Consider the following 24,612-nt stretch of genomic DNA (forward strand, 5'->3'; position numbering starts at 1 on the left):
CGGGACGCCCGTGCACCTCCATATTTGCCGCACTGCAGCATATTTTCAACCGAAACAGCCCGGCGCCCCACCGCTACAATCGACGCATCTTTTTCCCCCGCAGGAGCGCGCCATGAGCACGCCGGCCAGCCAGATCGATTCCACCGCCACCGACCGTCAGCCCGAGTCCTCGCCGCTGCGCTTCGTCACCGCCGCCAGCCTGTTCGACGGGCACGACGCGGCCATCAACATCATGCGGCGGCTCATCCAGTCGCAGGGCGCGGAGGTGATCCACCTCGGCCACAACCGCAGCGTCGAGGACGTGGTGCGCGCCGCGCTGCAGGAAGACGCCGACGGTATCGCGCTGTCCAGCTATCAGGGCGGCCACGTCGAGTACTTCAAGTACATGGTCGACATGCTGAAAGAACGCGGCGCCGGCCACATCCGCGTGTTCGGCGGCGGTGGCGGCACGATCACGCCCGAGGAAATCCGCGAGCTGCAGGGCTACGGCGTCGAGCGCATCTATCACCCGAACGACGGCATGAAGATGGGCCTGGTCGAAATGATCGAGGACGTCGTCAACCGCGCCGCGACCGCGCGCGATGCCGCCGTCCGCGACGACTGGACCCACGCGCCCGACATCGACGACGAAATCGGCCTGGGCCGCGTGCTGTCCGCGCTCGAAGACGGCAGCATCAGCGAGAACGAACTCGCCAAGCTGCGCAAGACCTGGCAGCTGGCCGGCGGCAAGACGCCCGTCATCGGCATCACCGGCACCGGCGGCGCCGGCAAGTCCTCGGTCACCGACGAACTGCTCAACCGCTTCCTCGCCAGCTTCCCGCAGATGCGCATCGCGGTGATCTCGGTCGATCCCACGCGTCGCCGGAGTGGCGGCGCACTGCTCGGCGACCGCATCCGCATGAACTCGCTGCGCAGCCACCGCGTCTACATGCGCTCGATGGCCACGCGTCGCCAGAACGTCGCCACCAATGCGGTGCTCAAGGACTGCATCGGCTTCCTCAAGAGCCTCGCCTACGACCTCGTCATCGTCGAAACCGCCGGAATCGGCCAGTCGGATTCGGAGATCGTCGATCTCGTCGATTTCCCGATGTACGTGATGACCAGCGACTACGGCGCGGCCAGCCAGCTCGAGAAGATCGACATGATCGATTACGCCGAGCTGATCGTGCTCAACAAGTACGACAAGCGCGGCGCCGAGGACGCACTGCGCGACATCCGCAAGCAGTGGAAGCGCAACCGCGTCGCGTTCCAGACCGCCGATGCCGACGTGCCGGTGTATCCCACCATCGCCAGCCAGTTCAACGATCCCGGCGTGACCTGGATGTTCGACAACCTGTGCCGCCTGCTGCGCGAGAAGACCGGCGCCGGCAATGCCGGGCAGTGCAGCTTCCAGCCCGGTCTCGACACCTCGCTCAAGGAACCGCGCGCCACCGTGCTGATCCCCGGCGCGCGCGTGCGCTACCTCGCCGAGATCGCCGAGCAGGGCCGGCGCATCAACACCGACATCGAGCGCCAGGCCGAAGCCGCCGACCGCGCCCAGGCCATGTGGCAGGCGCTGCAGGAACTCGAAGACCCGCAGCTGCCCAAGGCGCTGGATCTCTACCACTCCGATGCGCTGCTCACCTCTCCCCCCGCGGGAGAGGTCGGCGCGCAACGCGCGGCGGGAGAGGGGGCAGGGATGGCCACCGTCGTCGACAGCCCATCCCCCGCAGTCCCCGCCGACCCCGTCCAGGCCGGCACCGCGCCCGACCCCAACACCGCGCGCGAACCCAGCACCTCTCCCTCCGGGAGAGGTCGCGCCGCAGGCGCGGGTGAGGGCGGGGCCGTCGCAGTCGACCGCTCCCTCCTCACCCTCCGCCAGCGCTACAACGACGCCATCCAGGCCCTCAGCAGCGAATCCCTCAAGCTCCTGCGCGAATGGCCGCAGCGTCTGAAGTCGATCACCGACGAATTCACCGAGTACCAGGTGCGCGACAAGTCGATCAAGGTCGACAACTACCGCGACTCGCTGAGCCACCAGAAGATCCCCAAGATCGCCGCGCCCACCTACAAGAGCTGGGGCGAGCTGTTGACTTTCCTGGGCAAGGAAAACCTGCCGGGCAGCTATCCCTACACCGGCGGCGTGTACCCGTACCGCCGCACCGGCGAAGACCCGATCCGTATGTTCGCGGGCGAGGGCACGCCCGAGCGCACCAACCGCCGCTTCCATTACCTGTCCGTCGGCCAGCCGGCCGCGCGCCTGTCCACCGCCTTCGACAGCGTCACCCTGTACGGCGAAGACCCGGCGCCGCGCCCGGACATCTACGGCAAGATCGGCAACTCGGGCGTCAACATCCCCACGCTCGACGACATGAAGAAGCTCTATTCCGGCTTCGACCTGTGCGCGCCCACCACGTCCGTCTCCATGACGATCAACGGCCCCGCGCCGATGATCCTGGCGATGTTCATGAACTGCGCCATCGACCAGCAGATCGAGAAGTACCTCAAGGCGGACGACGCCCGCTGGAAAGAAGCCGAAGCCAAACTCGCCAAGCTCTTCGAGGGCCGCGAGCGCCCGAGTTACCACGGCGAACTGCCGCCCACCAATGACGGCCTCGGCCTGAGCCTGCTGGGCGTCTCCGGCGACCAGATGGTGGACGCCGACACCTATGCCGACATCAAGGCACGCACGCTCGCCACCGTGCGCGGCACCGTGCAGGCCGACATCCTCAAAGAGGACCAGGCCCAGAACACCTGCATCTTCAGCACCGAGTTCGCGCTGCGGATGATGGGCGACATCCAGCAGTACTTCGTGGACCGCAAGGTCCGCAATTTCTACTCGGTCAGCATCTCCGGCTATCACATCGCCGAAGCCGGCGCGAACCCGATCAGCCAGCTCGCTTTCACCCTGAGCAACGGCTTCACCATCGTCGAGTACTACCTCGCGCGCGGCATGCGCGTGGACGACTTCGCGCCCAACCTGTCGTTCTTCTTCTCCAACGGCATGGACCCCGAGTACACCGTCATCGGCCGCGTCGCCCGCCGCATCTGGGCACGCGCCATGCGTGAGCGTTACGGCGCCAACGAACGCAGCCAGATGATGAAGTACCACATCCAGACCAGCGGCCGGTCCCTGCACGCGCAGGAGATCCAGTTCAACGACATCCGCACGACCTTGCAGGCGCTCTACGCCCTGTTCGACAACTGCAACAGCCTGCACACCAACGCCTACGACGAAGCCATCACCACGCCCACGGAAGAAAGCGTGCGCCGCGCCGTCGCCATCCAGATGATCATCAACAAGGAAATGGGGCTCAACTTCATCGAGAACCCCTGGCAGGGCAGCTTCGCCGTCGACTACCTCACCGACATCGTCGAAGAGGCCGTCTACAAGGAGTTCGAAGCCATCAGCGAGCGCGGCGGCGTGCTGGGCGCCATGGACACCATGTACCAGCGCGGCAAGATCCAGGAAGAGTCCATGTACTACGAGCACAAGAAGCACGACGGCTCGTTGCCCCTGGTGGGCGTGAACATGTTCCTGCCCAAGGAACGCGCCGGCGAGATCGCCACCGAGATCGAACTGATCCGCAGCACCGAAGAAGAAAAGGGCCAGCAGATCGAGAACGTCCGCAACTGGCAGGAAGGCCGCAATTCTGTTGCTTTGCCCCCTCTCCCTCTGGGAGGGGGCCGGGGTGAGGGCGCTCTTCGCGCAGACGCGTCAGAAACCGAAAACCTCGCGTATCTTCAGAACGCGGCGCGGGAACGACGCAATGTGTTCGAAGCGCTGATGGAAGCGGTGAAGACGCATAGCCTGGGGCAGATCAGCCATGCGTTGTATGACGTGGGTGGGGAGTATAGAAGGAACATGTGACTTCACAGTCCCGTAGGAATAGTTGAGGCGACCTAAGTGCAGACAGAGCTAATATCGCTTTCTAAGGCGTTCACTGAGAATCTTTTTCGGATACCTGATTATCAAAGGGGATACTCTTGGGGTGAGCGACAGCTAAAAGAGTTTTGGTCCGACGTAGAGCAGTTGGAAGATGGGGCTAGCCACTACACGGGAGTGCTTACTCTCGAGGAAGTTCCCAAGCAGACTTTTGAAAGCTGGGAGGACGATCTTTGGATAATCCAATCAAAGAGCTTCAAGCCTTATTTCGTAGTTGATGGGCAACAGCGTTTAACAACTGCGATAGTGCTCATAACCGCGGTGCTTGAGCGCGTAGACCCTGGGCAGAGGCTGAACTACGACACGCCAGAAGAAATAAGAAAGCGGTTTATCTATTTGTCCAAAGATGGGGGGATTTCTCGGTCATATATATTCGGTTATGAAAAAGATAACCCAAGCTACGAATTTTTAAAAATTGAAATATTTGGCGAGCAATCAGATAGGCACTCTTTGGTAGAGCCAACAATATATACCGCCAACCTCAGTGCGGCGAAGGCTTTTTTCGATGAGCGTTTGCGTGATTTTAAAATGGAGGATTTGGAGCGAATCTATACGAAAATAACTCAGAGTCTTTTATTTAACGTTTTCACAATATCTGAAGGGATCGACGTTCACGTTACTTTTGAAACGATGAATAATCGCGGTAAGCCGCTGTCGCAACTGGAGCTGTTGAAGAATCGCCTCATTTACCTTTCAACTAAGCTATTTGATGAGGATGTGGACGGGCACGACCGTGCAAGCCTCAGAAGAACGATTAACGAAAGCTGGAAGGCGGCTTACCATTACCTGGGGCGAGGTTCCGCCACTTTTCTAACTGACGATTACTTCCTTGAGGTTCAGGCTTTATGCTATTTCAGCGATAAGCTTCCCGAGGAGGTGGTGGAGCGAAGAATTATAAATGCTCGCCGATATGGCGAGGATTTTGATAACTACCTACTAGATGAGGTCTTCAATGCGCGTCGTGTCGCCCGCGGAGTAAAGAAATCCGAGCGACTCACAGCTAAAGACTTGCGCTCGTACGCGTTGGATATGAAGAAGGTAGTCGAGGTTTTTTACAAAGTTCTTAATCCAGGTGAGGCGGGAGTTGGGGACGAAGAGAAGGTCTGGCTTGAGCGAATTCGCCGTCAGGAGTTTTTTGACTCCACACCTTTGATCGTAGAGGTTTACAAGGCTCGTCACTCCGCAGCGGCGCGCGTGAGAATTCTCAAAGCGCTTGAGCGGTTTTTGTTTTTTAGAGGGTTGGTTCCGTATTACTTCTACAACGAGAACGCACTAAAGCTGAGAAACAGCACCGCAAAATTAGCGAGTAAGAAGGCGACTCTTGATGAAATTACTTTATCGATAGAGAAAGTTAACGAACAGTTCAAGAAGTCCAAGGAGTTCGACTCAAGCCTGAGGTCGCTGGGGAGAACCCGAAATTACTACCGCTGGTCGCCCACTCGTTACGTCCTGTTCGAGTATGAACAGCATCTGCGTGATGAATCGAAGAGTGGGCGCTCCAAGCTTTCTTGGGAAGAATTCTCCGAGGAGGCTTGGGGTGTCGATTACGTAACTCTGGAGCACATCTATCCTCAGCAGGCTGCGGTGCAAGAGTGGAAAAACGGATTCAGTGATTACAGTGTTCAACAAAGAAATCGATTGAAAAACTCGCTTGGAAATCTTTGCCCGCTTTCGAAGCGTAGGAACTCCTCGCTCGGAAACAAATCCTTTGCCTTCAAGAAAGGTGACGCGAAGACAAAAGTGGGTTACTCATACGGTTGCTATAGCGAGATTGAGGTTGCGCATGAGCCCTCTTGGACTCCTGAAAGTATCCTTCTCCGTGGCATGAGGCTACTTGATTTTATGGAAGCGAGGTGGGGGTTCGAGCTGGGAGACGATAACGATAAGCGTGAGTATTTGGGTCTGGATTTTGTTAAGTTTCCGCCTGATTCAGGCCGAGGTGGCGGTGTTAAGAAAAGAAGGCATGTCTGAGTAGCGCAGATTTTTCAGCGGGGTATAGGTAAGGGTATAGGTAACGGTGCCAGGTTCACTTATTTAGGATGACACCGCGCGAGCGGCGACGCAGGCCAGTCAGTGGAGAGCGGTCAGGTTTACTTCTCGCCGCATAACCGCTAGTTAGGTGCTGCAGGAGAGATGTAGGAATGTCGAAGAAATGGAAAATCTCGAAAGATCCGCTGTTTCGCGGCGACGCGAAGGACGGCGTGAGACCAGCGTCTCATGGCTCAATCAAGTCGCTTGTAAGGCATATTCTATTTCTGGATGGCCCAGGTAGGCTGACGCCCTACCTCTCCTTTACGGAGTCTGACGAAGTTGCCGGGCTTTTTGCAGGGAAGACTGGTAGAACTTATGAGACCCTGCCTCGAGAGTGGCAAGATCATCGCATCAAGCATCGTTCGAGGAAGGAACTTCAAGATCTGCTCAAAGGGTCTGGTAAGGGAGATGCCGCTTGGCCGGACTCTTTCGAGGTTGCACAAGCCCGACGTTATGTTGAGGAACACCTAGAACATTTGGCCGATTTCAGCGACTTGCCTGACCAAGAAGCCGTCGACTCCGTGACGCGTAAGATCATCCCATGACCACCCGCCGTCTAACTTCCTGCGAAAACTGCTGGTTCAATCCACTTCAGAACGGATCCGTAGGGCTGTCAATCGGCTACTGCACGGAACATCACGTGGTGCTTCGGGATTCTTCTGCAACCACATGCGGAAGACACTTTCGGAAAGATCTTCCTTTGGCTAGTGCTGAGAACTACGCGAGAAAGCATAGAGAAGTCTTTCCTAGTGAATCGTGCGTCCAGGATATTTCGCGTAGAGAAGCTGCTGAAGACCCGCTTCAAGTCACTGAAGATACAAAGCTCCTGAGAACTGATGAGGTAGGAGAACTGGCGGCTGACTACGGGCAATTCGACGGAAAAATCGCGACCCTTTCAGAGCTAAGGAGGCGGATTTCTTCAAGGAAGGAATTTGCGTGCCTCAATCTAGGGAGGTCGTACGTTCATCGCTGCAAGGCTCGCGGTGGCGCATGGACATCTGGCCTAAATATACTGTGGTGGGTGAAGAAGCAACTTCCAAACGAACCCACTTTCGTCGCGTCGGACTTTCGATACTCTGCCGCAGGAAACCTTGCAAGACAGGAAGAGCTGGCTGCTTGGTCACTTCTGGTGGCTCGCCTGCTCATGATTTCTGATGTGGCACGCAACTCTGGAGGGGAGCTTAAAAGTCTTGAGAATTTGCCTCAAAGGGCTGCAGAGGCGTCCGAAAATCTATCGCCTCGCAAACTCATGCGCTGGATAAAGAGCGAAGCAGTCGTAACGATCGATCGCGAGCTACCCGAAAACAGGTACAGGTCCATTATGGAGCCGATCATCAATAACGAGAGCGGTGCCTAACAGGAAACGGCGACAAAAAAACGGATTGGATAACAGGGTCAAGTTCTAAGGTTTCCCCACAAGGAGGAACGGTGCCAGGTTGGTAACGGTGCGGTTGGTAACGGTGCCAAGTTCACTTATTTAGCGGAGACCTAAGTGCCAGGGCTGCGTTCAAGAAGATGACGACATTGCCAACCTTTGCCACCGCTCGCCTGACGGTGAAGCCGCGGACTTTCTTGGACCTGCCGGCCTGCCTGGCGATGGACCGCGATCCTGAGGTGACGAGGTTCATTTCGGGTCCGTGGTCTGATCTTGCTCGCCACGAGGCGTTCGTGCGGGAGCGAATCGAAACCGAATTTGGAGAGGAGCTCGGCTACTGGTCGGTGTTCTTGCATGAGCGCCCAGAATGTTTTCTTGGTTGGATTCTTCTGATCCCACGCGATGGTGTCGGCCCCGAAACCGAGATCGGCTGGCGGTTCAACCGGGAAGCTTGGGGAAAAGGATTCGCAACAGAGGCGGCCAAATCGGTTCTGGAGCACGCGGTCGGAACGCTCGCTCTTCCTTACGTCGGTGCTGACATCGATCTGCAGAACTTGGGATTGATCAGGGTCGCTATGAAAATCGGCATGTTGGACAATGGGGTGCAGATGATTGATGGCGCCCGCTGCCGGTCTTTTGTAATGCGAAAGAAATAGCGGGGCGGATAACGGTGCGGAATGACGGGGTCAGGTTCACTTTTCGAGGATGACGCCGCGGGAGCGGCGACGTAGGCCAGTCAGGGGGGGGCGGCATGCGCGAATTTAACGGTGCCAGGTTCACTCAGCTACGAGCAGTCCTGACGAAGCGCGGATGGGTGCTGTTGATGTTGTGTGTGGCGAATAATGGTGCCGGGTTCACTTCTCTCGGTCGCTATCTACTTATCCGTTGTTTCTATGTTGTTGGCACGGTAGAGGTACATATGTACTTGCGAAAGACGCTCGCCGTTCTTCAAGGCGCTGAGTTCCAGCTAGTGGGTCGGCCTTCACCTTGGCCAACAGATCCGAGAGCTAGAACGGTTGCCGACACCATCCTTGGAGGACCATGGTTGGTTATGGCAGGGAAATAACGGTGCCAGGTTCACTTATTTAGGGATGGCGCCGCGCGAGCGGTGACGTAGGCCAGTCATGGGGACGGCATGCGACAGAGATTGAAACGGGTGGCGTATCGTCGGGACGATGCGCTGACAGGGGTGCGGTGGGACCGGCTGGAGCATCTGCTCGCCGCGCACTACCGGGAGGCGTGTTGTCAGGTCGAACACATGGGTACCGGCGGCAGTAACGGGGTCAGGTTCACTTATCTAGGGCCAGTCAGGGGGCTGCATGCGACAGGGATTGAAGCGGGAAGTTAACGGTGCTAGGAGTAACGGTGCCAGGTCCACTTATTTAGGATGACGCCGCGCAAGCGCTGCGGCGTAAGCCAGTCAAGGGGAAGGCATTTTGTGGGGATTGAAGCGGGTGACGCTTCGTCGGAACGATGGTTTGGGGTGTGTGCGGATGGCGCAAAGCCAATGCTCGCGCGGAACGGCTGAAATACAGGCATCTAGCCAAAAACAGAGTAGCGGGGCTTGGGCATGCGAAAGGAGTATTACGCGCTGGCAGCAGCAGAGGTTGCATCTGGCGAGGTTGATGCCGCCCTGATGATCAAAGCTATGGCGTTGAGTCAAGGCGACGTTGCCAAGGGTCGCGCAACATATATTTCGTTGCGAGCAGAAGAGATTTATTCCGAGCAAAGTAAAGCCAAATTCAGCGCGGGATTCGCGAAAGCATCTACGACTGTCGCGAATGCGGTGGGCGCAACGAGCTCTGCGACAGAACGAGTTGCGAGCGCAGCGTCGGGCTTAGGCTATTTGTTGCTGATCGGCGTATTTTCATCAGCAGGAGCAGGTGTCGGTGCCGTAGCTATCGGGGGAGCACCAGGGGGGCTGCTCGGCGCTTGCTTTGGGTTCGCCGTACTTGCCGGTCTTCGATCAATCTGGCGGCCCGCAGGTTCGCTCGGCCGTACCTTTGTCGCTTTTGTATCGCTTGGCTTTGTGTTCTTGGCCCTCATCGTTACTTCTGAATCACAGCGTGGACAACGCGCTCAAGTGCGCAATGCGGACATCATTGATCCGTTCCGGCAGTCTGCCGAGACTCAGCAGTCATCGGGCGATTGGGAGACGATCTCTCAGAAATGGGAGGCGGAGCATGCAGTGTTCCTGACCGATGAGTGGAACATGCAGGCCATGCAGGAAGAGATCGATGTGCTCAATCGCTCCTATCCGGCGATGCCATCGCAGAAGATGCTGGATCTGGCATATGCGAATACCCTGCAAAGAAGAAGCCAAGCTCAGTCACTCGAGGAAGCTCGTCTTGCTGTGGTCGAGCCACTCATTCGCTCGGCGGGGCCAGTGAAAGATCGACGGCCGCCGGGATTTGAGCCTAATGCGGTCCCAATAATTCAAGCAGCTCCCGCGGCGCAGAGCGTTAAGGCGATCACGCCGGATGAGTCTGCACGTTCTTACGGCACGCCCGCCAAGCTTCCTAGCTGGCAGGATATGCGTCCCCAGACAGAAGCGACGACGCCCAACTCTGACTAGCGAGCTGGACTAACGGTGCCAGGTTCACTTATTCCGCTTTGAGGGGCGGTGTGCGGGGCGTGTGCTCGCGAAGCGGCGGGTCTTGGCTTCCACCATCGCGCGGAAGTCGTCGCGGCCCCAGGCGCGTTGCTGTTGCAGGTACTCGCGGATCTCGGCGAGTTGTTCGTCTGGCAACGCCTCGTCCAGCAGGCTGCGCCAGAGGGTGGCACGCCGCGCGGGGTCGGCATCCAGCGCAAGCCAGGCGGGGTGGGGCGTCAGTAGCGAGCCGGCGCGCTGCCCCAGATGCGCAGCGCAGCTGGACCAGCGGTACGTCAGGGGATCGTCGGTGATCCGGGCGCGGACCGGGTTGAGTTCGATGTAGCGCTGGCAGGTCAGCACGTAACGCGCGTCGCCGACCAGGCAGGCCTTGTAACGGCCTTCCCAAAGCGTGCCGGTGCGACAGTGGCGGGCGTTGAACAGGCCGACGTACTGGCGCCCGAATTTCTGCATCATCCGGCTCAGGTCGCCCGGTCCGTGCGGCGTTGTGAGCAGGTGGACGTGGTTGTCCATCAGCACGTAGGCGTGCAACTGCACGCCGGTCGCGAGCAAGGCGCCGCGTAGCAGGTGCAGGTAGTCCAGCCGGTCTCGGTCATCCAGGAAGCAGGGCAGGCGGTTGTTGCCGCGCTGCACGATGTGCTGCGGCACACCGGGAAGATCGAATCGTGGCGTGCGGCCCATGTCGACAGCATCGCTCGGCAAGGAGAACGCATGCAGTCAGCATTTGAGGCGCGGAAGCTCCCGTCGACGCCCGCCGCGATCTCGGGAAAGTGAACCTGGCACCGTTCTGCCGGCACATGCTTCGCAAGAGCCGAAGCTCACTTCACGAGCAGCGGTTCGACAATCAGTTCCGCGTCCCCTTCGGGCGATTCGTACGCGCCGACCCAGATTGCATAGCGTCCCGCCACCGGATGAGGGATCTGAACCTCAGGCAGGCGTCTACCGAGATTTCCGTGATCGCAATGCCAGCGACCGTCGGGCGCATGGATGAGCAACGTGGGGCGGGTTCGGGAATGCGATCGAGCGGCGAAGCGGATGCCAACTGGTTCCGAGACATCTAGCTGGACAACCGGCTGGCGGGTGATTTCTCCATCGCAGTCGCCCGGCAGATCGGTATCAAAGTGGGCGTCGATTCCACCTCGGGTCCGCAGCTGGATGACGTGACCGCCAGCGTCCGCGCTAGGCCCGCGGAGCGAATCGACGGTTGGCGTGGAATCCGGATCAGGAGCTTGGCCATTGGCTGCGAGAGACAGGGCAAGCATAGAGGCCAGGATCGTCAAGCGCAGGTATTGGCTGTGCATAGAAGGACCTCAGATGGGTTGGCTGAAATGGCCGAAAAAGATAATGGTGCTAGTTCACTTATCTTGTCTGGAACTAGGAAACCGCCGGATATCGCAGCGCGAGCGCCTGTGCAATGAGGTTGCGCTTGCTTACCGGAATCGCCTCTTCTCCGTAGGTGAACCAGTCGCAGCCTCGGCCCATCGGCGTGAACACGAACACATCTGAAGCCTTGCCGGCTGCATCCTTCTCGACGAACCAGCCAGGCAGTGAAACGGCGGGGGTAACGGGAACCTTTTCACCCAGGCTTTCACTCAGGAAGGCAGCGAGGAACGTGGCCTGCCTTCGCGCCTGTTCGAGCGGTGTCCGCGTCATGAAATCACTGAAGCGGAGCGTGTTGCCGTCGAAGGTGATGCGGGCCTTCGACTGCTGCGTTTCCAGAAGTGGCTTTCGAAAGGACTTGGTCTCGACCGCGAAGATGCCGCGCGGGGCGATGACTACGTGATCGATATTGAAGTCACCGCAGGGCAGGTCGTGCATTACGACACAGCCATGGGCGATCAGTCGATTCAGCTGCATGCCGGTCACGCGTTCTGCGAGCAAGCCGTCGCGCGCCTGCTCCTTCCGCTTCAGATGTCTCTGGTAGTGCCAAAAGCCGTAAGCGAAGAAGATTGCCCATCCAACGAGGAAAAGCAGCTCATTCGCGCCGAATTTCACCGTCCCCCAATCGATCTGGGTGGTGGACCAAATCAGGAAGAGCCCTGGCAGCGCGATCGTCATGACGTTGAAGCCGAAGCTCAATTCTTCGTCGGCTTTGTCGATGCGCTGAAGCAGTTGCTGGCCAGGCAGATGACCGATCTGTCGTCCATGAAGCGGTGATCGCCGCTCGCGTCGCTTTCGCAAGAATTTGAACGCAAGCACGATGACAAGCGTGATCAGGCATGAGGCGATAAACACGATATGACCGATGAAGACTTCCCACTTCATGCGCGCGACCTCTTCCAGCTACGAGGCGCTTCGATCCGTCCTGCCGGCATCCGTATCATGTGCTCAAACTCCTCCCTGTTCGACGGTGAAGGGTACTGCATGGCGACGACATCAAATTGCTCGAATGAGGCGGTAATCGACATCGTTCCGCGATGGCTTGACGCTCACGCTTTGCAGTAGCAGACTCGATCCCAAGGAGCGTCGAAACTCCTCTAGTAGCGGTCCCCACCTCCGTCAATCTGGTGGGTTTTTTGTGCCCGTGCGCTTGCGGGCATGGACCGACGTGATGCCTGCGTCGGGAGGGCGGCTAATACAACACCCTTCGGGGAAATACGCCCGCCGGCTACTAGCGGTTTCGAACCTCCCGACTTCCCGTCCTCCGCCTGGTGGACGGGCACTTCATGGATCGAGGAGAAGACGATGTCGAAGTTCGATACGGACGATCGCGGCGCGCTGGGCTATTTCCTGACCGAGGACGGCCAGTCCCGGCTGCGCAATCTGCACCAGCACATTGTGTTCCTGTCACGCCTGGCAGAGCCGCGCGTGGACGAGGAAGAGGACGGGCCTGAAATCGACCACCCCGCGCTGGCCGGCTGCATGGACCTGCTGGCCGAGCAGGTTCAGTTGGTGCTCGAAACGGTGTCGTGGCCGGCGCGCCTGCAGGCGAAGGGCAAGCGGGGAGGTGATCAGGACGAGGCCGACGACGACCACGACGATGATGACGAAGCTGAGGATGTGGATGCCTCGGGCGATGTCGAAGAGGCAGTCGCGACGGGACCGGGCGAGGCGAAATATCTGGTCGGCATGACGCTGCGTCAGATCGATGAAGCGACCAACCTGCTCGACATGCTGGTGGCCCAAGGCGATCTGCTGCACTTGAGCGGCACTTCGGGCACCGAATTCACGGATAACACGATCGCAATGGCCGGCGCTTCCATCTTCGATAGTGCGCAGGCGCTGCAGGCACTCCACCGGCAGGTGAACTCGCAGTACCTCACTGATCCGCCAGCCGCGCGACCGCGGGTGCGGGAGACGCCGCCGCTGTACAACGTGCAGGTGGCTGCAGCCGCCACCGAACACCGCGCCGATCTGCACTGAGCCCAACGCAACCCGCAGCCGTGCTGATGCGTGCTGCGGGTTGCTCTTCGCGGGCAAAGCAGCTGTGCGGTGGATAGGAGGGACTTTCCACTTGCGATTGAAACAAAGATTTCCTGGGCAGGCGTGTGTCGTGCATCTGACTGCCGGCAGATGCAGCGCTGTGCAGTCCGAATCGGGGTTCTCCCGGACGCTTCGTTCGGGTCTGGTGGCCCTCCGTTTTTCCCCCTACAGTCGGTGTTGCATCGGATTGGGGCCGGCGTGGGGATCACATGAAAACGCAGCAAGCTGCAAGGTCGCAGGTTTCAGCCTGTGGAGAGAGTTGTTCTGTGGCGACGCTTTTGCGTGCTTGGTTTCGTGCTGGTCAGACCGGTGCATCCGCCGGCCGATATGCGTGCAGGGCGCTTCTGCTCAGCGCACTGCTGGTGTGCTGGCCTGCACTCGCCAGTGACGATTCGAAGATCGGCGATGCGGACGCCAACGCATCGGCTGAAGCCTCAGGTCGGACGATCCACACGCATTACCGCGCGATCGAAGCGGTGCGCGCGGCGATGGATGCCGACCAGACCATGCGCGAGGACGATCGCGTGGCGGGCGAGATCACCCTGGGCTACGGGGGGCAGATCCACGTCACCGTGCTGGATGAGGCGTCCGCTGCGCTCTATCGCGCGTCGGTCTCGATCGACGGCGTCCTCAACACGCCTGTCGAAGCCCTGGCGGCGCCGGCCGAGCTGTCCCCGAACGAGCGGGCGGCCGCGCAGGCCAGAACGACCGCACTGCGCTTCGAATCGCCGCGTTGCGGCGAGGCCTACGACACGGTGGTACTGCCGTCGAGCGTGGAGGCGCAGTGGGTCGTCTTTCTGATTCCGCGCCCCTCGCAGGGCGTGGTGCGGCTTGGGGGCTCGAATCGCGTGGAAACGGAAGGTGATGTGGTGACCGCGTGGCGTCCCTATACGCGCAGCTGCATCGATCTGAATCCGGCATCCGATTCGGTCGGCATGATCGTGACGCATCTGCTCGATCCGACCCCGACCGAGATCCATGTGTTCTGGAGTCTCTGGAAGGGGAAGCCTTTCTACGTCAGCACCGTCAAGAACGGCCTCTGGAAAATCGAAGACGGCCGTATCAGCGCTGCTGAAGACTGATCGGCTTCGTTCCGCGCCAGAGTCGATTCGACTCGCCCACGTCCTGTCCACTGCGAGCAGCAGATGCACCACGATCCAGAGTTCGGCATTCGCGAGATCGACGGGGTCGTCGAGTTCGTCGCAGCGGGGCCTTGGTGCGACACATTTGCAGCGCACTTTCTGGCTTCCGGTGCGCAGCGCCTGGTCTTGAGCTACGCCCACGGCTTCAGCGCACCGGATCTAGAATTCCTGCGGGATCTGCCCGTCGAGGCGCTGGTGGTCATCGATCGGAGCTTGCGTAGCCTGGCGCCGATTCACGCGCTTTCCAGCCAGCTGAAAGCGCTCGACCTGGTGACCCATCCGGACCTGTTGATCGACCTGGAGCAGCTGCCCAATCTGCAGAAGCTCGGGGCCGATTGGCGGCAGGTCAAAGATTCGATTGGACGCGCGCAGTCCATCGAGCATCTGTTCCTGCTGCACTACGATGAGCGGGATCTGCAACCGCTCGCGCACCTGTCCAGGCTCCAATCCTTGCGTCTCAAGGACCGTCCGGCACTCAGGTCTCTTCATGGGCTTGCGGCGTTGGGGGCGCTGACTGAACTTGGAATCTTTGGCGCAGCGCATCTGGAGCACATCGCTGAAATCGAATCGGCAGAAGGGCTTCTGAAGTTGGAACTCCAATCCTGCCGACGTATCGCTTGTATCGAATCGCTCGCCTCATGCCGGAGCATCAGCTGCCTCAACCTCAGCGAATGCGGTCAGATCGACTCCATTCGGGCACTCGGGGCACTCTCGTCGCTCGTGAATCTGCAGCTTTACGGCACCACGAATGTGGTGGACGGCGATCTGTCCCCGCTGCAGACGTTGCCGAACCTGCTCGACCTGCGAATGATGTCCCGCAAGCACTATGTTCCGAGCGTGGCGCTGATCCAGGCGGGCATTGGCCGCTGACAGCGCAGGATGCTGCGAAGCGCCCGCCTTATTGAATAGTCCGACGTAGTGGTGTCCGAGCCGCCGCATGGGTCGGCCGATATCGCCAGCTGCGACCGGCGTGGCCAGCAGATGCACGCGGTTGTCCATGAGCACATAGGCATGCAGTTGCACTCCAGTCGCCATCAGCGCCTCCTGCAGTGCCTCCAGATACCGCAGGCGGTCAGCGTCGTCCAGGAAACAAGGGAAAGTGAACCTGGCACCGTTCTGCCGTGCGCTCGCTTCCGCTCTGGCTCAATTCAACGCGGGAACGCCTGCAGGATCGACGTCCGGGGCGTTTTCTACGTCGCTCTCCTCATCCTCGCCGGGCCCGTCCCACCACACGCGCCCGTCTACACGTGGCGGGATTTCGACTTCACGGACCTCGATGCCATCGACATGACGGTCCGGCCCCGCGGTTGACCAGTCGTTGAGCAGCTTTTCGACCGACTTGCGGCTTTGCGCGGCGATGCCGAGGTTGCGGTCGGGCTGCCATGCACTGTTGTCCCGCGCGTCATGCCGGTACGGGGTGCCATAGCTGCATCGCAGGCAGTAGTGGCGCACGCTGTGTGTCCAGTCTTCCGCGTAGCCGATCCCGGGGGCGGTCGCGTCCAGCAGCGGTTGCAAGGCCTCGCGGCTGTCGCACCGCAGAAACACGACGAAGGTCTGGAAGTCCGAGCGGACAAGCGGGCCGAGTGTGTTGAACACGGGCACTTCGTGCTCGCCGTCATAGCGGTAGCCGGTGGGCGCGCCATCGTGGAGCACGATGTCGCCGAAGCGGTGCCCGCTTTCGGGCAGGGGCACGTTGAGCAACCGTGCACGCACCGGATCGATCCGGCGCATGAAGACGGTTTCGCCGTCCTGCCACGGGTTGAGGCGCGCCACGGCGACGCCGTAGTCACCGACGATGGGGCCTTCGCCATCCGGAATCCCGATGCCGCAAGCCGTCCACAGGCGTCGCGCTGTAGCCCAATCGCCGAGCGCGGTGGCCGCAATAGCGGCATTCCAGTGTTCGGCCTCGCCCAGCTCCTCGCACAGCTCGATGGCGCGCAGGTTGGCCTGCAGGCAGACCGGCCAGTCCAGCATGTACTTGTGCGCCAGGCCACGCATGTAGTGGTAGTAGCGATTTCCCGGTTCGCACAGCAGCAGGGCATCGAATGCCCGCGATGCCTCAGCTAATGCCCCGCGATCCATTGCGGCATACGCGCGGCTGCTCAAGGCCTTGAGTTTGTCTTGTTCGGTCATTTAGCGGGCTGCCGGGAAGCTCGGTGGATAGTGTCTGATGTCAGTGCGCTGGGGAAGATGGATGCGGGTTTGCCTCTGCGCATCCGCGATGAGGGTGCAGGATCGCGCAATAACGGCCTCAGGTTCACTTATCCGTCTTGCTTCTTGCTCGGTCGATGAGCAGGACGGACGCCAGCGAAGCGTCTGGTCTTGGCTTCGACCATGGCACGGAAGTCGTCGCGGCCCCAGGCGCGCTGCTTTTGCAGGTATTCACGGATCGCGGTGAGGTCCTCTTCGGCCACGGCTTCATCGAGGAGTTGCGGCCAGCGGCGAGCGCGCATGACCGGATCGGTGTCGAGTGCCAGCCAGGCCGGTTGGGGCGTCAGAATCGATCCGTTGCGTTGGCCCAGATGGGCGGCGCAACTTGGCCAGCGCTAGGCGGCCGCATCGTCGGTGATCCGGGCACGTACCGGATTGAGTTCGATGTAGCGCTGGCAGGTCAGCACCTAACGTTCGCTATCGACAAGGCACGACTTGTAGCGGCCCTCCCAAAGGGTGCCGGTGCGACGCTGGCGGGCATTGAACAGGCCGACGTTGGCGTCCGAGCCGCCGCATGAGTCGGCCGATATCGCCAGCTGCGACCGGCGTGGCCAGCAGATACACGCGGTTGTCCATGAGCACATAGGCATGCAGTTGCACGCCAGTCGCCATCAGCGCCTCCTGCAGTGCCTGCAGATACCGCAGGCGGTCAGCGTCGTCCAGGAAACAAGGCAGGCGATTGTTGCCGCGCTGCACGACGTGCTGCGGAATGCCGGGCAGGTCGAGTCGGGGCAGGCGAACCGGTCCGGACGCGGCGCGCGGATCGGTGGAATCTGCAGAGGGCTGGCCGATCGAATGATCGAAACGTCGGGCAAGCGAACTTGACCCCCGTTCGCTTTGCTGTCCGAAAGACGCAGCACAACACGTTTCCTCCAGCATCTAGGGCACGCCCTAGGTCAGTCATCAGGCGAATTTCACAGGTCGTCCACGTACGCCAATTTCGCCTGAAGACGCGCGGAATCCGTGGCAAAAACGCCGCTATATTCCGGACTCCCCCGAAGCAGGAGAACTGAAATGTCGCTCATCCAACAGCATAAGAAGACGGCACAAATGGTCGGCGTGGCGCTGGTCGCGGCCGTGGGGCTTGGTGGCTGTGCCACCTACAAGGACGACTTCGCACGCATCGACACGCGCCTGGATACGCTCGACTCGCGGGTGCAGGGTGCGGCCCAGAGCGCGGAATCCGCGAACCAGTCGGCGACGCAGGCCAATCAGCGCCTGGATCAGATGGAACGTCGCGTCCAGCAGCTGGAAACGGCGCCGCGTCGTACGCCGCGCGGTTGATCTGATCGGACCGGGACCCGCTGGCCTGCCGGCCGCGGGTCCCGGTGTATCACCCGTTTTTTCGAGGAGTGTTCCCATCGCCAGGTCCCCACACGCTGCGATGCGGGTTTTCCACGGTGCGCTGCTGCTCGCGTTGGCATACGCCAGCGTGGGCGTGGCCATGGCCGAGGAGTCCGCGACGCAACCGGTCGCTTCGGTCGATCAGCTTCCGCCCGGACAGGACGTGTCCGACACGGTGATCGAGCTTGCGGGCTGGGTCATCGCCGCCGACGACAACCACGGCTATCCATTCGCGGTGATCGACAAGGCCGCCGCGCAGGTGCTGGTGTTCGGTGGCGACGGCAAGTTGCGGGGCGCAGCCCCCGGGCTGTTCGGCTCGGCCGTCGGCGACCATGCGGCGCCCGGCATTGCCGGCCTTGCGCTGCGCGAGATCCCGGGGCGGGATCGCACTACGCCTGCCGGTCGCTTTGTCGGTGGCTATGGTCCATCGATCGACGCCGGGCGTGTGCTCTGGGTGGACTACGATTCGGCGGTCTCGCTGCATCCCACCGCCAGCGGCCTTCCGGCCGAGCGACGCGACGAGCGTCTGGCATCGCCGACACCGGACGACAACCGCGTCACCCACGGGTGCATCAACGTCGCGACCACTTTCTACGAGCAGGTCGTCAGCGCGACGTTCGAGAAAGGCGGCGTGTTCTACATCCTGCCGGACAAGGATTCGATGGCGGAAACCTTCCCGGATTTCGCGCAAGGTCGCGAGGCGGCCAAGCGCGACGATTGAGGGAAGTCACGGCGGATAACGGCGCCAGGCGCTTGAGGACAACGACGGGGCCACGGTCAGTTCCCGAGTGTTGGCACGCGATGCGGCGCCGGGTTTGGGTGAAGATCCGCGCCCCGCAGCGCTGCAATCGCGCGACTGGCTACTGAGGGCGCTCGCTCAGTGGATCGCGCCCGGTGAGCGGAGCATGCGCACTGCGATCGCCTTCGTATGGAGCAGTTGGACTCGCTCTGATGGCTTCCGTCCGCGGGTCGCTGCGCTTCTATCTTGTCTGGGCCTGCGTGTCCGTACAGGCGGACAGCCGCAGGCAGGCGTCGCCGATATCGCGGCCGTCGCGCAGCATCGCTTCAAGCGCGGCTGCGGGCACCGCGGCACTGCACCAGTAGCCCTGGATCTGGTCGCACTGGTGGCTGGCCAGCAGCGCCGCCTGGCCTTCGCATTCCACGCCTTCGGCGAGCACCCGCATGCGCAACTGGTGCGCCATGGTGATGATGGCGCGGGTGATCGACACGTCGTCCGCCGGCGCGGTCACGTCAGGCACCAGCGAGCGGTCGATCTTGATCAGGTCCACCGGCAGCCGGCGCAGATAACTCAGGCTGGAGTAGCCGGTGCCGAAGTCGTCGAGCGAGACCTCGACGCCCAGCGCCCGCAGCGCCTCGAGGTGGTGCACGGCCTGGTCGAAGTTGGCGATCAACATGCTTTCGGTGACTTCGACGCCAAGCAACTGTGGATCGAGGCCGGCGCTGGCGAGCATGTGCTCGATGCGGCGCGAGAGGTCGGGCTGCAGCAGCTGACGGGCCGACAGGTTGACGGCCACGCGCACCGGCGGCAGGCCGGCGCGCTGCCAGTCCGCCGCCTGCTCGATGGCGCGGCGCAGGACCCAGTCGCCGATGGGCACGATCAGGCCGGTTTCTTCGGCGATCGGGATGAAGCGGTCCGGCGCGATGCGGCCGAGCGTGGGGTGCTGCCAGCGCAGCAGGGCTTCGACGCCGATGATGCGGCCCTGCGCAAGATCGACCTGCGGCTGGTAGTGCAGCTCGAGCTGCTCGTCGCGCAGGGCCTGGCGCAGCGCGTTCTCCAATGCCAGGCGCTCGGGATCGTAATCGTTCGGTGCGGCGGCGTAGACGTTGATCTGGTTGCGGCCCAGCCGCTTGGCGTGATGCAACGCGGCGTTGGCGCGCCGCAGCAGGGTCTCTGCGCGTTCGCCTTCCGCAGGTGTCATGGCCAGACCGATGCTGCAGGTGACATGGATCTCGTGCCCGTCGATGTGCATCGGCCGGGCGATGCTCTCGAGCAGCGCCTGGGCCACGTGTGGCGCATCGTCCGGGCCGGCGGCCAGCACCACCACGAACTCGTCGTCGCCGCGCCGGGCCACCAGATCGATGTTGCGCACCGTCGAGGTCACGCGCTGTGCCACTTCGCGCAGCACGGCATCGCCGATCTGCGTACCGAGGCCGTCGTTGATCCGCTTGAAGCGGTCGAGCGCCAGGACCAGCACCGCGCTCTGCGTACCGGTCTGCAGCATCGCGCCCAAGCGTTCGAGCAGCAATTGCCGGTTCGGCAGTCCGGTCAGTTCGTCGAACTGCAGCAGCTGGTGGATGCGGCGTTCGGCGGCGCGGCGTTCGCGCAGGTCGTCCATGCAGACGTGGGCGAACGAGGTGTCGCCGCTGGTCACCAGGCTGATCGACACATCGACCGGAATCTCGTGGCCGTCGTGATGGTGCACGCTCGTCTCGAACCGCAGTGAACCGCTGTCGCACAGATCGCGCCAGCGCTGCAGCCACTGCGTGGTATCCACCTGGGTGTCGACGTCGGACACGCGCAGCCGCAGCAGTTCGTCCCGCTCCAGGCCCAGCAGCCGGCACGCCGAGGCGTTGGCGTCGAGGAAAGCGCCGTCCGGCCCGACCTGCAGCAATGCGTCGTTGGCCTGTTCGACGGCGTGGCGGGTGAGCAGCAGCTGGTGCTGCGCCTGGTCGCGTTCGCTCACATCGCGCGCCGATGGAAGCAGCCAGACCACCTGGCCGTCCGGGTCGTAGAGCGGCAGCAGCGAAAAGTCCATCGCCATTGTGGCGCCGTTGCTGCTGGCGATCTGCACATCGAAGCGTGAGGTCTCGCCCCGCGCAGCGCTGGCCAGCGCCAGTTGCAGCCGCTGTCGCGACACCTCGCAGACCTGCCACCAGGGGGTGGTGTCGAAGCGCTGGCCGAGCACCTGCTCCGGGGTGCAGCCGACGGCGTGCAATGCCGCCTGGTTGGCGTAATGCAGAACACCGTCGGTGTCGAGCAGGCCGGCGAAAATGGACGGGCCAAGCCCGTCTAGCACTTCGTATAGCGCCATCTGTGGACCTTGGGGCGAGCGGCCGCTCGCCATCAACGCCGGCACAGCATCGCGATGCGGCTTCGGGGAGGGCGGGGACTTGAACATGGCTGCACTCTGCGCCGGCGTTCGCGGCGGCAGTGCGCGCAGTTGCGCGTCTGCGCGACCGGATCAGATCGGCGCTGCCGCCGACGGTTGGACGCGCGGTGCGTCACTGACCAACCGCGCCAGTGTGCGCATCGCGTGCTCGAGTGAATCGTCCCAGGGCTGGCCGCAGGTGAGCCGGATGTGGTGCCGGAACTCGCCGCGTGCGGAGAACATCGGCCCGGGCGCCAGGCTGATGCGCTCTGTCATCGCGGCACCGTGCAGCGCCATCGCGTCGACGCCCACGGGCAACTCCACCCATACGAAGTAGCCGCCGGCCGGGTGCAGCACCCGCGTGCCGTCGGGAAACAGCCGGTTGACAGCGTCGAACAGACTGTCGCGCTGCGCCTGCAGCGACGCGCGCAGGCCGCGCAGGTGGCGGTCGTAGCCGCCTTCCTGCAGGTACTCGGCCAAGGCCGCCTGCACCGGAATGGAGCCCGACAGGGTGGTCATGAGCTTCAACCGTTCGACCTCGCGCGTCAGCCGGCCGGGCGCGGCCCAGCCGACCCGGTAGCCCGGCGCCAGGCATTTCGAGAAAGACGAACAGTGCAGCACCAGACCGCGACGGTCGAACGCCTTGGCCGGCAGGGGCGCGACATTGCCTGCGTAGAGTTCGGCGTAGACGTCGTCTTCGATCAGCGGCATGTCGTGGCGGGCGAGCAGTTCGACGAGGTCGCGCTTCTTCGCCTCCGGCATCAGGCTGCCGAGCGGGTTCTGGAAGTTCGTCATCAACCAGCAGGCTTTCGGGCGATGGCGTTCGATCACTTCGGCGAGGCGGCCGAGGTCGATGCCTTCGTGCATGTCGGTCGGCACTTCGATGGCGTGCATGCCGAGACGCTGCAGCGCCTGCAGCGCCATGTAGAACGTCGGCGATTCCACCACCACCGCATCACCCGGCCGCGCCACCGCGTGCAGGCACAGGGTCAGCGCTTCCATCGCCCCGTGGGTCAGCACGATCTCCTCGACCGGCACCTGCAGGCCCTGGCGCAGATAGCGTTTGGCGATCTCGCGCTTGAGCGACAGATTCCCCGGCGGCAGGTCCTCGGCCATGCTCCAGGGATCGAGCCGCCGCGTACTCGAGATCAACGCGCGGCGCAGTCGATCGAGCGGGAAGAGAGTAGGGCTCGGGAAAGCGGAGCCGAAAGGCACGACATCGCGCGCACGCGCGGAGCCCAGGCAGGCATAGATCAGGTCCTTGACCTGGACCGGCCCTGATCCGGAAGGCTCGGACGCTCGCGGTTCGGGCAGCCGTGCGCCGCCGGGACGTGCCGCAACGAAGTAGCCGGAACGAGACGCGGCGCGCACCAGGCCACGCGATTCGAGCAGGTAATAGGCCTTGAACACGGTGCTCGGGCTCAAGCCCCGGCTGGCACAAGCCTGGCGCACGGACGGCAGGCGATCCCCGGGGCGCAGCACGCCGGCCGCGATCTGTTGTTCCATCTCGCGCGCGAGCAGCTCGAACTTCGGGGCGGTGTCGCCTGGACGGTCACGCATGGCGCGGACTCCCCGATTCGATCGGCCGGCGGCTCGATGGCGTTTCGTTGGCGCGCTGTGCCTCACACCTCTCGGCACACGCCTGCAACTTGCGCCGCGCAGATCGAATGCGACGATCCGATTGCGGACTGCCGCAGACACGATGACGTGAGTCAGGCCGCCCCGGCTCCTTCAATCGAATTTTGATCCTACGCCCCTTTCTCTTCCGCGAGGGAAGCGCGTTCGCGCCAGCTTCCGCATGCGCGATTCCGGACAGGCGCGCCAGACCCGAGCGCGCGCGAGGCGCGATGGCTCAGGGCGTTCCCCTCCTGGTGGGCGAGCGGCAACTAAAGGGGACGGAGGTAGTTAATCCGTCTCGGCAAATAAAGGGGACGGAGGTGGTTAATCAAATAAGAGGGACGGAGGTAGTGAATCCGTCTCCAGCTCTGCGGCCGCCCGCCGCGACGGTCCATCCTTACGGCCCGGAGCGGATTGAGCTCGATGTAGCGCATCACGCGGAGGAGGTAAGCCTCCGAATCGACCAGGCTGGATTTGAATCGCCCTTGCCAGAGCGTCCCGACCCGGCCATTTCGCTGGTTGAACCACTGCACATAGCGCTGGCCCGCTTGCCGCAATGCGCGCGACACACGCCCTGCCTCAGCAGCGCTGAGCAGCAGATGCACGTGTTTGTCCATGAGCACGAACGCGTGCACAGCGACCGCGTGCTTGCGGCAGGCGTCGCGCAGGAGCCGTCTGTAGTGGTGGCGATCGGCCTCGTCCATGAAGATGTCGCACCGGTTCACACCGCGCTGGCTGACGTGGAGCGGTACGCCGGTACGCCGGGGAGTTCTAGTCGAGGGCGTCGCGGCATAAAAAGGGCGGGGCCGTCACGGGTCGCTTGGCCATGCCGGGCATGCGATCCGTCTGACGTCGGCCGTGCCCCGTCGGGGCGTCTTTATTACCGACGTCCCTACTTGGGGCTGCCATTTGAGGCGACCAGTTCGGACTTTCCCTATCTCGGAAGAGTGGCTCCTGTACCGATCAACTAGAAGAATTGCAGTTGCAGCTGCAGAGATCGGGGCGTAGCGTCTGAGCGCCGTTGAACGGAGCGTACGGATGCGCGGTTTCTGGTTGATTGCTCTGTTTGTCCTCGCCGGGTGCGCCGGGCCACGTGTCGGGTTGGCCGAAAACATGGCAAGCGTCGAGCCGAACGACGCTGCAGTTGGTCATTCAGCGCAGTTGGATGCGATGTCCGTGTCAACGGGCGGGCCGTTCGCGGGCGTCTGGGCGTCCTGCGATGGTGCGTCTTCGCCCGACGCGTGCAGCCGCTATGTGCTGGTGCAACGTGGCAAACGCATCTGTGGAACCTGGTTCTACTTCGCGTCGGGCAAGGAATACGCGGGCAGGGTGGTCGCGCGCGCAAGCTCTGGGACCAGGGCCCGGCGCACGCATGTTTGCGGTCGTCCTGGTTCGGAGACCGATATCGAGTGCGATGACGGTTGGCAGCAAGTCGATAAACCGCTGGAACTTTGTGGCGGCAAGCTCAGCGACATGTTGGGCGCAGAGGGCGCTTGTTTCGCAGACTACGCAGCTGTTCCCGCGACGCAAGCCGAGCTTGCAGTGATAGACGCCCAGCCTTGGGTGCAGGCCTGCCTCACGACGGACCCGTGACGGTGAACCAGGAGATGGACCTTGACGAACCCGAATCCTCTTACCCACAACGAGCTGCGGGCGGCGGCTTACTTCGCAGTGGGCGTTACGTCTGAGGGCAGCGTCGGCGGACGTGACGTTGCGTATCGTCTCAGCTTCGCCGGCAATGTCGGAGCCGGCGGGCGCATGGAGCCAGTCGCAAACAGCGGCTATTCGTTCGGCACGTTGCAGATCGACTTGGGGCAGCATCC

General features: G+C 62.0%; 21 protein-coding genes. 13 read left to right on the forward strand and 8 right to left on the reverse strand.

Annotation, left to right across the window (positions count from 1 at the left end; translation table 11 throughout):
- Positions 1-112 precede the first annotated feature (112 nt).
- The 6 genes from AC3IRM_RS07230 (at position 113) to AC3IRM_RS07255 (ending at position 9,906) form a co-directional block, all read left to right on the forward strand.
- Positions 113-3,850 (forward strand): methylmalonyl-CoA mutase family protein, encoded by a 3,738-nt coding sequence (locus AC3IRM_RS07230; RefSeq protein ID WP_489205524.1) that lies wholly within the window; start codon positions 113-115, stop codon positions 3,848-3,850.
- A 36-nt stretch (positions 3,851-3,886) separates the two neighbouring features.
- Complete coding sequence (locus AC3IRM_RS07235) at positions 3,887-5,896, forward strand: DUF262 domain-containing protein (protein WP_489205525.1); 2,010 nt, start codon at positions 3,887-3,889, stop codon at positions 5,894-5,896.
- A 170-nt stretch (positions 5,897-6,066) separates the two neighbouring features.
- A complete protein-coding gene (locus AC3IRM_RS07240) occupies positions 6,067-6,501 on the forward strand; it encodes a hypothetical protein (RefSeq protein WP_489205526.1) in 435 nt (144 codons plus the stop codon).
- Positions 6,498-7,313 carry a hypothetical protein gene (locus AC3IRM_RS07245; RefSeq protein ID WP_489205527.1) on the forward strand — a complete coding sequence of 272 codons (816 nt, stop codon included), beginning with the start codon at positions 6,498-6,500 and terminating at the stop codon, positions 7,311-7,313. The genes AC3IRM_RS07240 and AC3IRM_RS07245 overlap by 4 nt, the downstream gene beginning before the upstream one ends.
- Before the next feature lie 158 nt (positions 7,314-7,471).
- A complete protein-coding gene (locus AC3IRM_RS07250) occupies positions 7,472-7,987 on the forward strand; it encodes a GNAT family N-acetyltransferase (RefSeq protein WP_489205528.1) in 516 nt (171 codons plus the stop codon).
- Between the two features lie 914 nt (positions 7,988-8,901).
- The gene (locus tag AC3IRM_RS07255) at positions 8,902-9,906 is read left to right on the forward strand and encodes a hypothetical protein (RefSeq protein WP_489205529.1); all 1,005 of its coding nucleotides are present in this window, start codon (positions 8,902-8,904) and stop codon (positions 9,904-9,906) included.
- Positions 9,907-9,930: 24 nt separating this feature from the next.
- On the opposite strand, the gene AC3IRM_RS07260 is transcribed toward AC3IRM_RS07255, so the two are convergent.
- The 3 genes from AC3IRM_RS07260 to AC3IRM_RS07270 all read right to left on the reverse strand — a co-directional run bounded on the left by AC3IRM_RS07260 (position 9,931) and on the right by AC3IRM_RS07270 (position 12,207).
- On the reverse strand, positions 9,931-10,623 hold the full coding sequence (locus AC3IRM_RS07260; RefSeq protein WP_489205530.1) for a transposase: 693 nt from the start codon (positions 10,621-10,623) through the stop codon (positions 9,931-9,933).
- Positions 10,624-10,760: 137 nt separating this feature from the next.
- Complete coding sequence (locus AC3IRM_RS07265) at positions 10,761-11,243, reverse strand: hypothetical protein (protein ID WP_489205531.1); 483 nt, start codon at positions 11,241-11,243, stop codon at positions 10,761-10,763.
- 73 nt (positions 11,244-11,316) lie between these two features.
- Entirely contained in the window at positions 11,317-12,207 is an 891-nt protein-coding gene (locus AC3IRM_RS07270; protein WP_489205532.1) for a nuclease-related domain-containing protein, read from the reverse strand.
- A 420-nt stretch (positions 12,208-12,627) separates the two neighbouring features.
- Here AC3IRM_RS07270 and AC3IRM_RS07275 point away from each other — a divergent pair, with 420 nt between their 5' ends.
- From AC3IRM_RS07275 to AC3IRM_RS07285, 3 genes are all read left to right on the forward strand, one after another.
- Positions 12,628-13,305: an XAC0095 family protein gene (locus AC3IRM_RS07275; RefSeq protein ID WP_489205533.1), complete on the forward strand. Its 678-nt coding sequence runs from the start codon at positions 12,628-12,630 to the stop codon at positions 13,303-13,305.
- A gap of 422 nt (positions 13,306-13,727) precedes the next feature.
- The gene (locus AC3IRM_RS07280; protein ID WP_489205534.1) at positions 13,728-14,447 is read left to right on the forward strand and encodes a hypothetical protein; all 720 of its coding nucleotides are present in this window, start codon (positions 13,728-13,730) and stop codon (positions 14,445-14,447) included.
- Positions 14,448-14,510: 63 nt separating this feature from the next.
- Positions 14,511-15,377 (forward strand): leucine-rich repeat domain-containing protein, encoded by an 867-nt coding sequence (locus AC3IRM_RS07285; RefSeq protein ID WP_489205535.1) that lies wholly within the window; start codon positions 14,511-14,513, stop codon positions 15,375-15,377.
- A gap of 273 nt (positions 15,378-15,650) precedes the next feature.
- Here AC3IRM_RS07285 and AC3IRM_RS07290 read toward each other — a convergent pair whose 3' ends face one another.
- Both AC3IRM_RS07290 and AC3IRM_RS07295 read right to left on the reverse strand, forming a co-directional pair.
- Entirely contained in the window at positions 15,651-16,589 is a 939-nt protein-coding gene (locus AC3IRM_RS07290; protein ID WP_489205536.1) for a tetratricopeptide repeat protein, read from the reverse strand.
- A 179-nt stretch (positions 16,590-16,768) separates the two neighbouring features.
- Entirely contained in the window at positions 16,769-16,960 is a 192-nt protein-coding gene (locus AC3IRM_RS07295) for a hypothetical protein (RefSeq protein ID WP_489205537.1), read from the reverse strand.
- Between the two features lie 346 nt (positions 16,961-17,306).
- Here AC3IRM_RS07295 and AC3IRM_RS07300 point away from each other — a divergent pair, with 346 nt between their 5' ends.
- The 3 genes from AC3IRM_RS07300 to AC3IRM_RS07310 all read left to right on the forward strand — a co-directional run bounded on the left by AC3IRM_RS07300 (position 17,307) and on the right by AC3IRM_RS07310 (position 18,783).
- The gene (locus tag AC3IRM_RS07300) at positions 17,307-17,543 is read left to right on the forward strand and encodes a hypothetical protein (RefSeq protein ID WP_489205538.1); all 237 of its coding nucleotides are present in this window, start codon (positions 17,307-17,309) and stop codon (positions 17,541-17,543) included.
- 189 nt (positions 17,544-17,732) lie between these two features.
- Entirely contained in the window at positions 17,733-18,002 is a 270-nt protein-coding gene (locus AC3IRM_RS07305; RefSeq protein WP_159681921.1) for a hypothetical protein, read from the forward strand.
- A 100-nt stretch (positions 18,003-18,102) separates the two neighbouring features.
- Entirely contained in the window at positions 18,103-18,783 is a 681-nt protein-coding gene (locus AC3IRM_RS07310) for a hypothetical protein (RefSeq protein WP_489205539.1), read from the forward strand.
- A gap of 259 nt (positions 18,784-19,042) precedes the next feature.
- Here the strand turns inward: AC3IRM_RS07310 and AC3IRM_RS07315 are convergent, their stop codons facing one another.
- The 3 genes from AC3IRM_RS07315 to AC3IRM_RS07325 all read right to left on the reverse strand — a co-directional run bounded on the left by AC3IRM_RS07315 (position 19,043) and on the right by AC3IRM_RS07325 (position 23,493).
- Entirely contained in the window at positions 19,043-21,202 is a 2,160-nt protein-coding gene (locus AC3IRM_RS07315; protein WP_489205540.1) for a putative bifunctional diguanylate cyclase/phosphodiesterase, read from the reverse strand.
- Positions 21,203-21,265: 63 nt separating this feature from the next.
- Positions 21,266-22,732 (reverse strand): aminotransferase-like domain-containing protein, encoded by a 1,467-nt coding sequence (locus AC3IRM_RS07320; protein WP_489205541.1) that lies wholly within the window; start codon positions 22,730-22,732, stop codon positions 21,266-21,268.
- A 326-nt stretch (positions 22,733-23,058) separates the two neighbouring features.
- Complete coding sequence (locus AC3IRM_RS07325; RefSeq protein ID WP_489205542.1) at positions 23,059-23,493, reverse strand: transposase; 435 nt, start codon at positions 23,491-23,493, stop codon at positions 23,059-23,061.
- Between the two features lie 334 nt (positions 23,494-23,827).
- Between AC3IRM_RS07325 and AC3IRM_RS07330 the strand changes: the two genes are divergently transcribed.
- On the forward strand, positions 23,828-24,382 hold the full coding sequence (locus AC3IRM_RS07330; RefSeq protein ID WP_489205543.1) for a hypothetical protein: 555 nt from the start codon (positions 23,828-23,830) through the stop codon (positions 24,380-24,382).
- Positions 24,383-24,612: the final 230 nt, after the last annotated feature.

This window comes from Luteimonas sp. KH_071, from assembly GCF_057838005.1.

Bases quoted from the DNA above. Each gene is read 5' to 3' on its own strand.
- AC3IRM_RS07230 (WP_489205524.1), top strand. From the start codon at position 113: ATGAGCACGCCGGCCAGCCAGATCGATTCCACCGCCACCGACCGTCAG.
- AC3IRM_RS07240 (WP_489205526.1), top strand. From the start codon at position 6,067: ATGTCGAAGAAATGGAAAATCTCGAAAGATCCGCTGTTTCGCGGCGAC.
- AC3IRM_RS07245 (WP_489205527.1), top strand. From the start codon at position 6,498: ATGACCACCCGCCGTCTAACTTCCTGCGAAAACTGCTGGTTCAATCCA.
- AC3IRM_RS07250 (WP_489205528.1), top strand. From the start codon at position 7,472: ATGACGACATTGCCAACCTTTGCCACCGCTCGCCTGACGGTGAAGCCG.
- AC3IRM_RS07255 (WP_489205529.1), top strand. From the start codon at position 8,902: ATGCGAAAGGAGTATTACGCGCTGGCAGCAGCAGAGGTTGCATCTGGC.
- AC3IRM_RS07260 (WP_489205530.1), bottom strand. From the start codon at position 10,623: ATGGGCCGCACGCCACGATTCGATCTTCCCGGTGTGCCGCAGCACATC.
- AC3IRM_RS07265 (WP_489205531.1), bottom strand. From the start codon at position 11,243: ATGCACAGCCAATACCTGCGCTTGACGATCCTGGCCTCTATGCTTGCC.
- AC3IRM_RS07270 (WP_489205532.1), bottom strand. From the start codon at position 12,207: ATGAAGTGGGAAGTCTTCATCGGTCATATCGTGTTTATCGCCTCATGC.
- AC3IRM_RS07275 (WP_489205533.1), top strand. From the start codon at position 12,628: ATGTCGAAGTTCGATACGGACGATCGCGGCGCGCTGGGCTATTTCCTG.
- AC3IRM_RS07285 (WP_489205535.1), top strand. From the start codon at position 14,511: ATGCACCACGATCCAGAGTTCGGCATTCGCGAGATCGACGGGGTCGTC.
- AC3IRM_RS07290 (WP_489205536.1), bottom strand. From the start codon at position 16,589: ATGGATCGCGGGGCATTAGCTGAGGCATCGCGGGCATTCGATGCCCTG.
- AC3IRM_RS07295 (WP_489205537.1), bottom strand. From the start codon at position 16,960: ATGCGCGCTCGCCGCTGGCCGCAACTCCTCGATGAAGCCGTGGCCGAA.
- AC3IRM_RS07300 (WP_489205538.1), top strand. From the start codon at position 17,307: ATGCAGTTGCACGCCAGTCGCCATCAGCGCCTCCTGCAGTGCCTGCAG.
- AC3IRM_RS07305 (WP_159681921.1), top strand. From the start codon at position 17,733: ATGTCGCTCATCCAACAGCATAAGAAGACGGCACAAATGGTCGGCGTG.
- AC3IRM_RS07310 (WP_489205539.1), top strand. From the start codon at position 18,103: ATGCGGGTTTTCCACGGTGCGCTGCTGCTCGCGTTGGCATACGCCAGC.
- AC3IRM_RS07315 (WP_489205540.1), bottom strand. From the start codon at position 21,202: ATGTTCAAGTCCCCGCCCTCCCCGAAGCCGCATCGCGATGCTGTGCCG.
- AC3IRM_RS07320 (WP_489205541.1), bottom strand. From the start codon at position 22,732: ATGCGTGACCGTCCAGGCGACACCGCCCCGAAGTTCGAGCTGCTCGCG.
- AC3IRM_RS07325 (WP_489205542.1), bottom strand. From the start codon at position 23,493: ATGGACGAGGCCGATCGCCACCACTACAGACGGCTCCTGCGCGACGCC.
- AC3IRM_RS07330 (WP_489205543.1), top strand. From the start codon at position 23,828: ATGCGCGGTTTCTGGTTGATTGCTCTGTTTGTCCTCGCCGGGTGCGCC.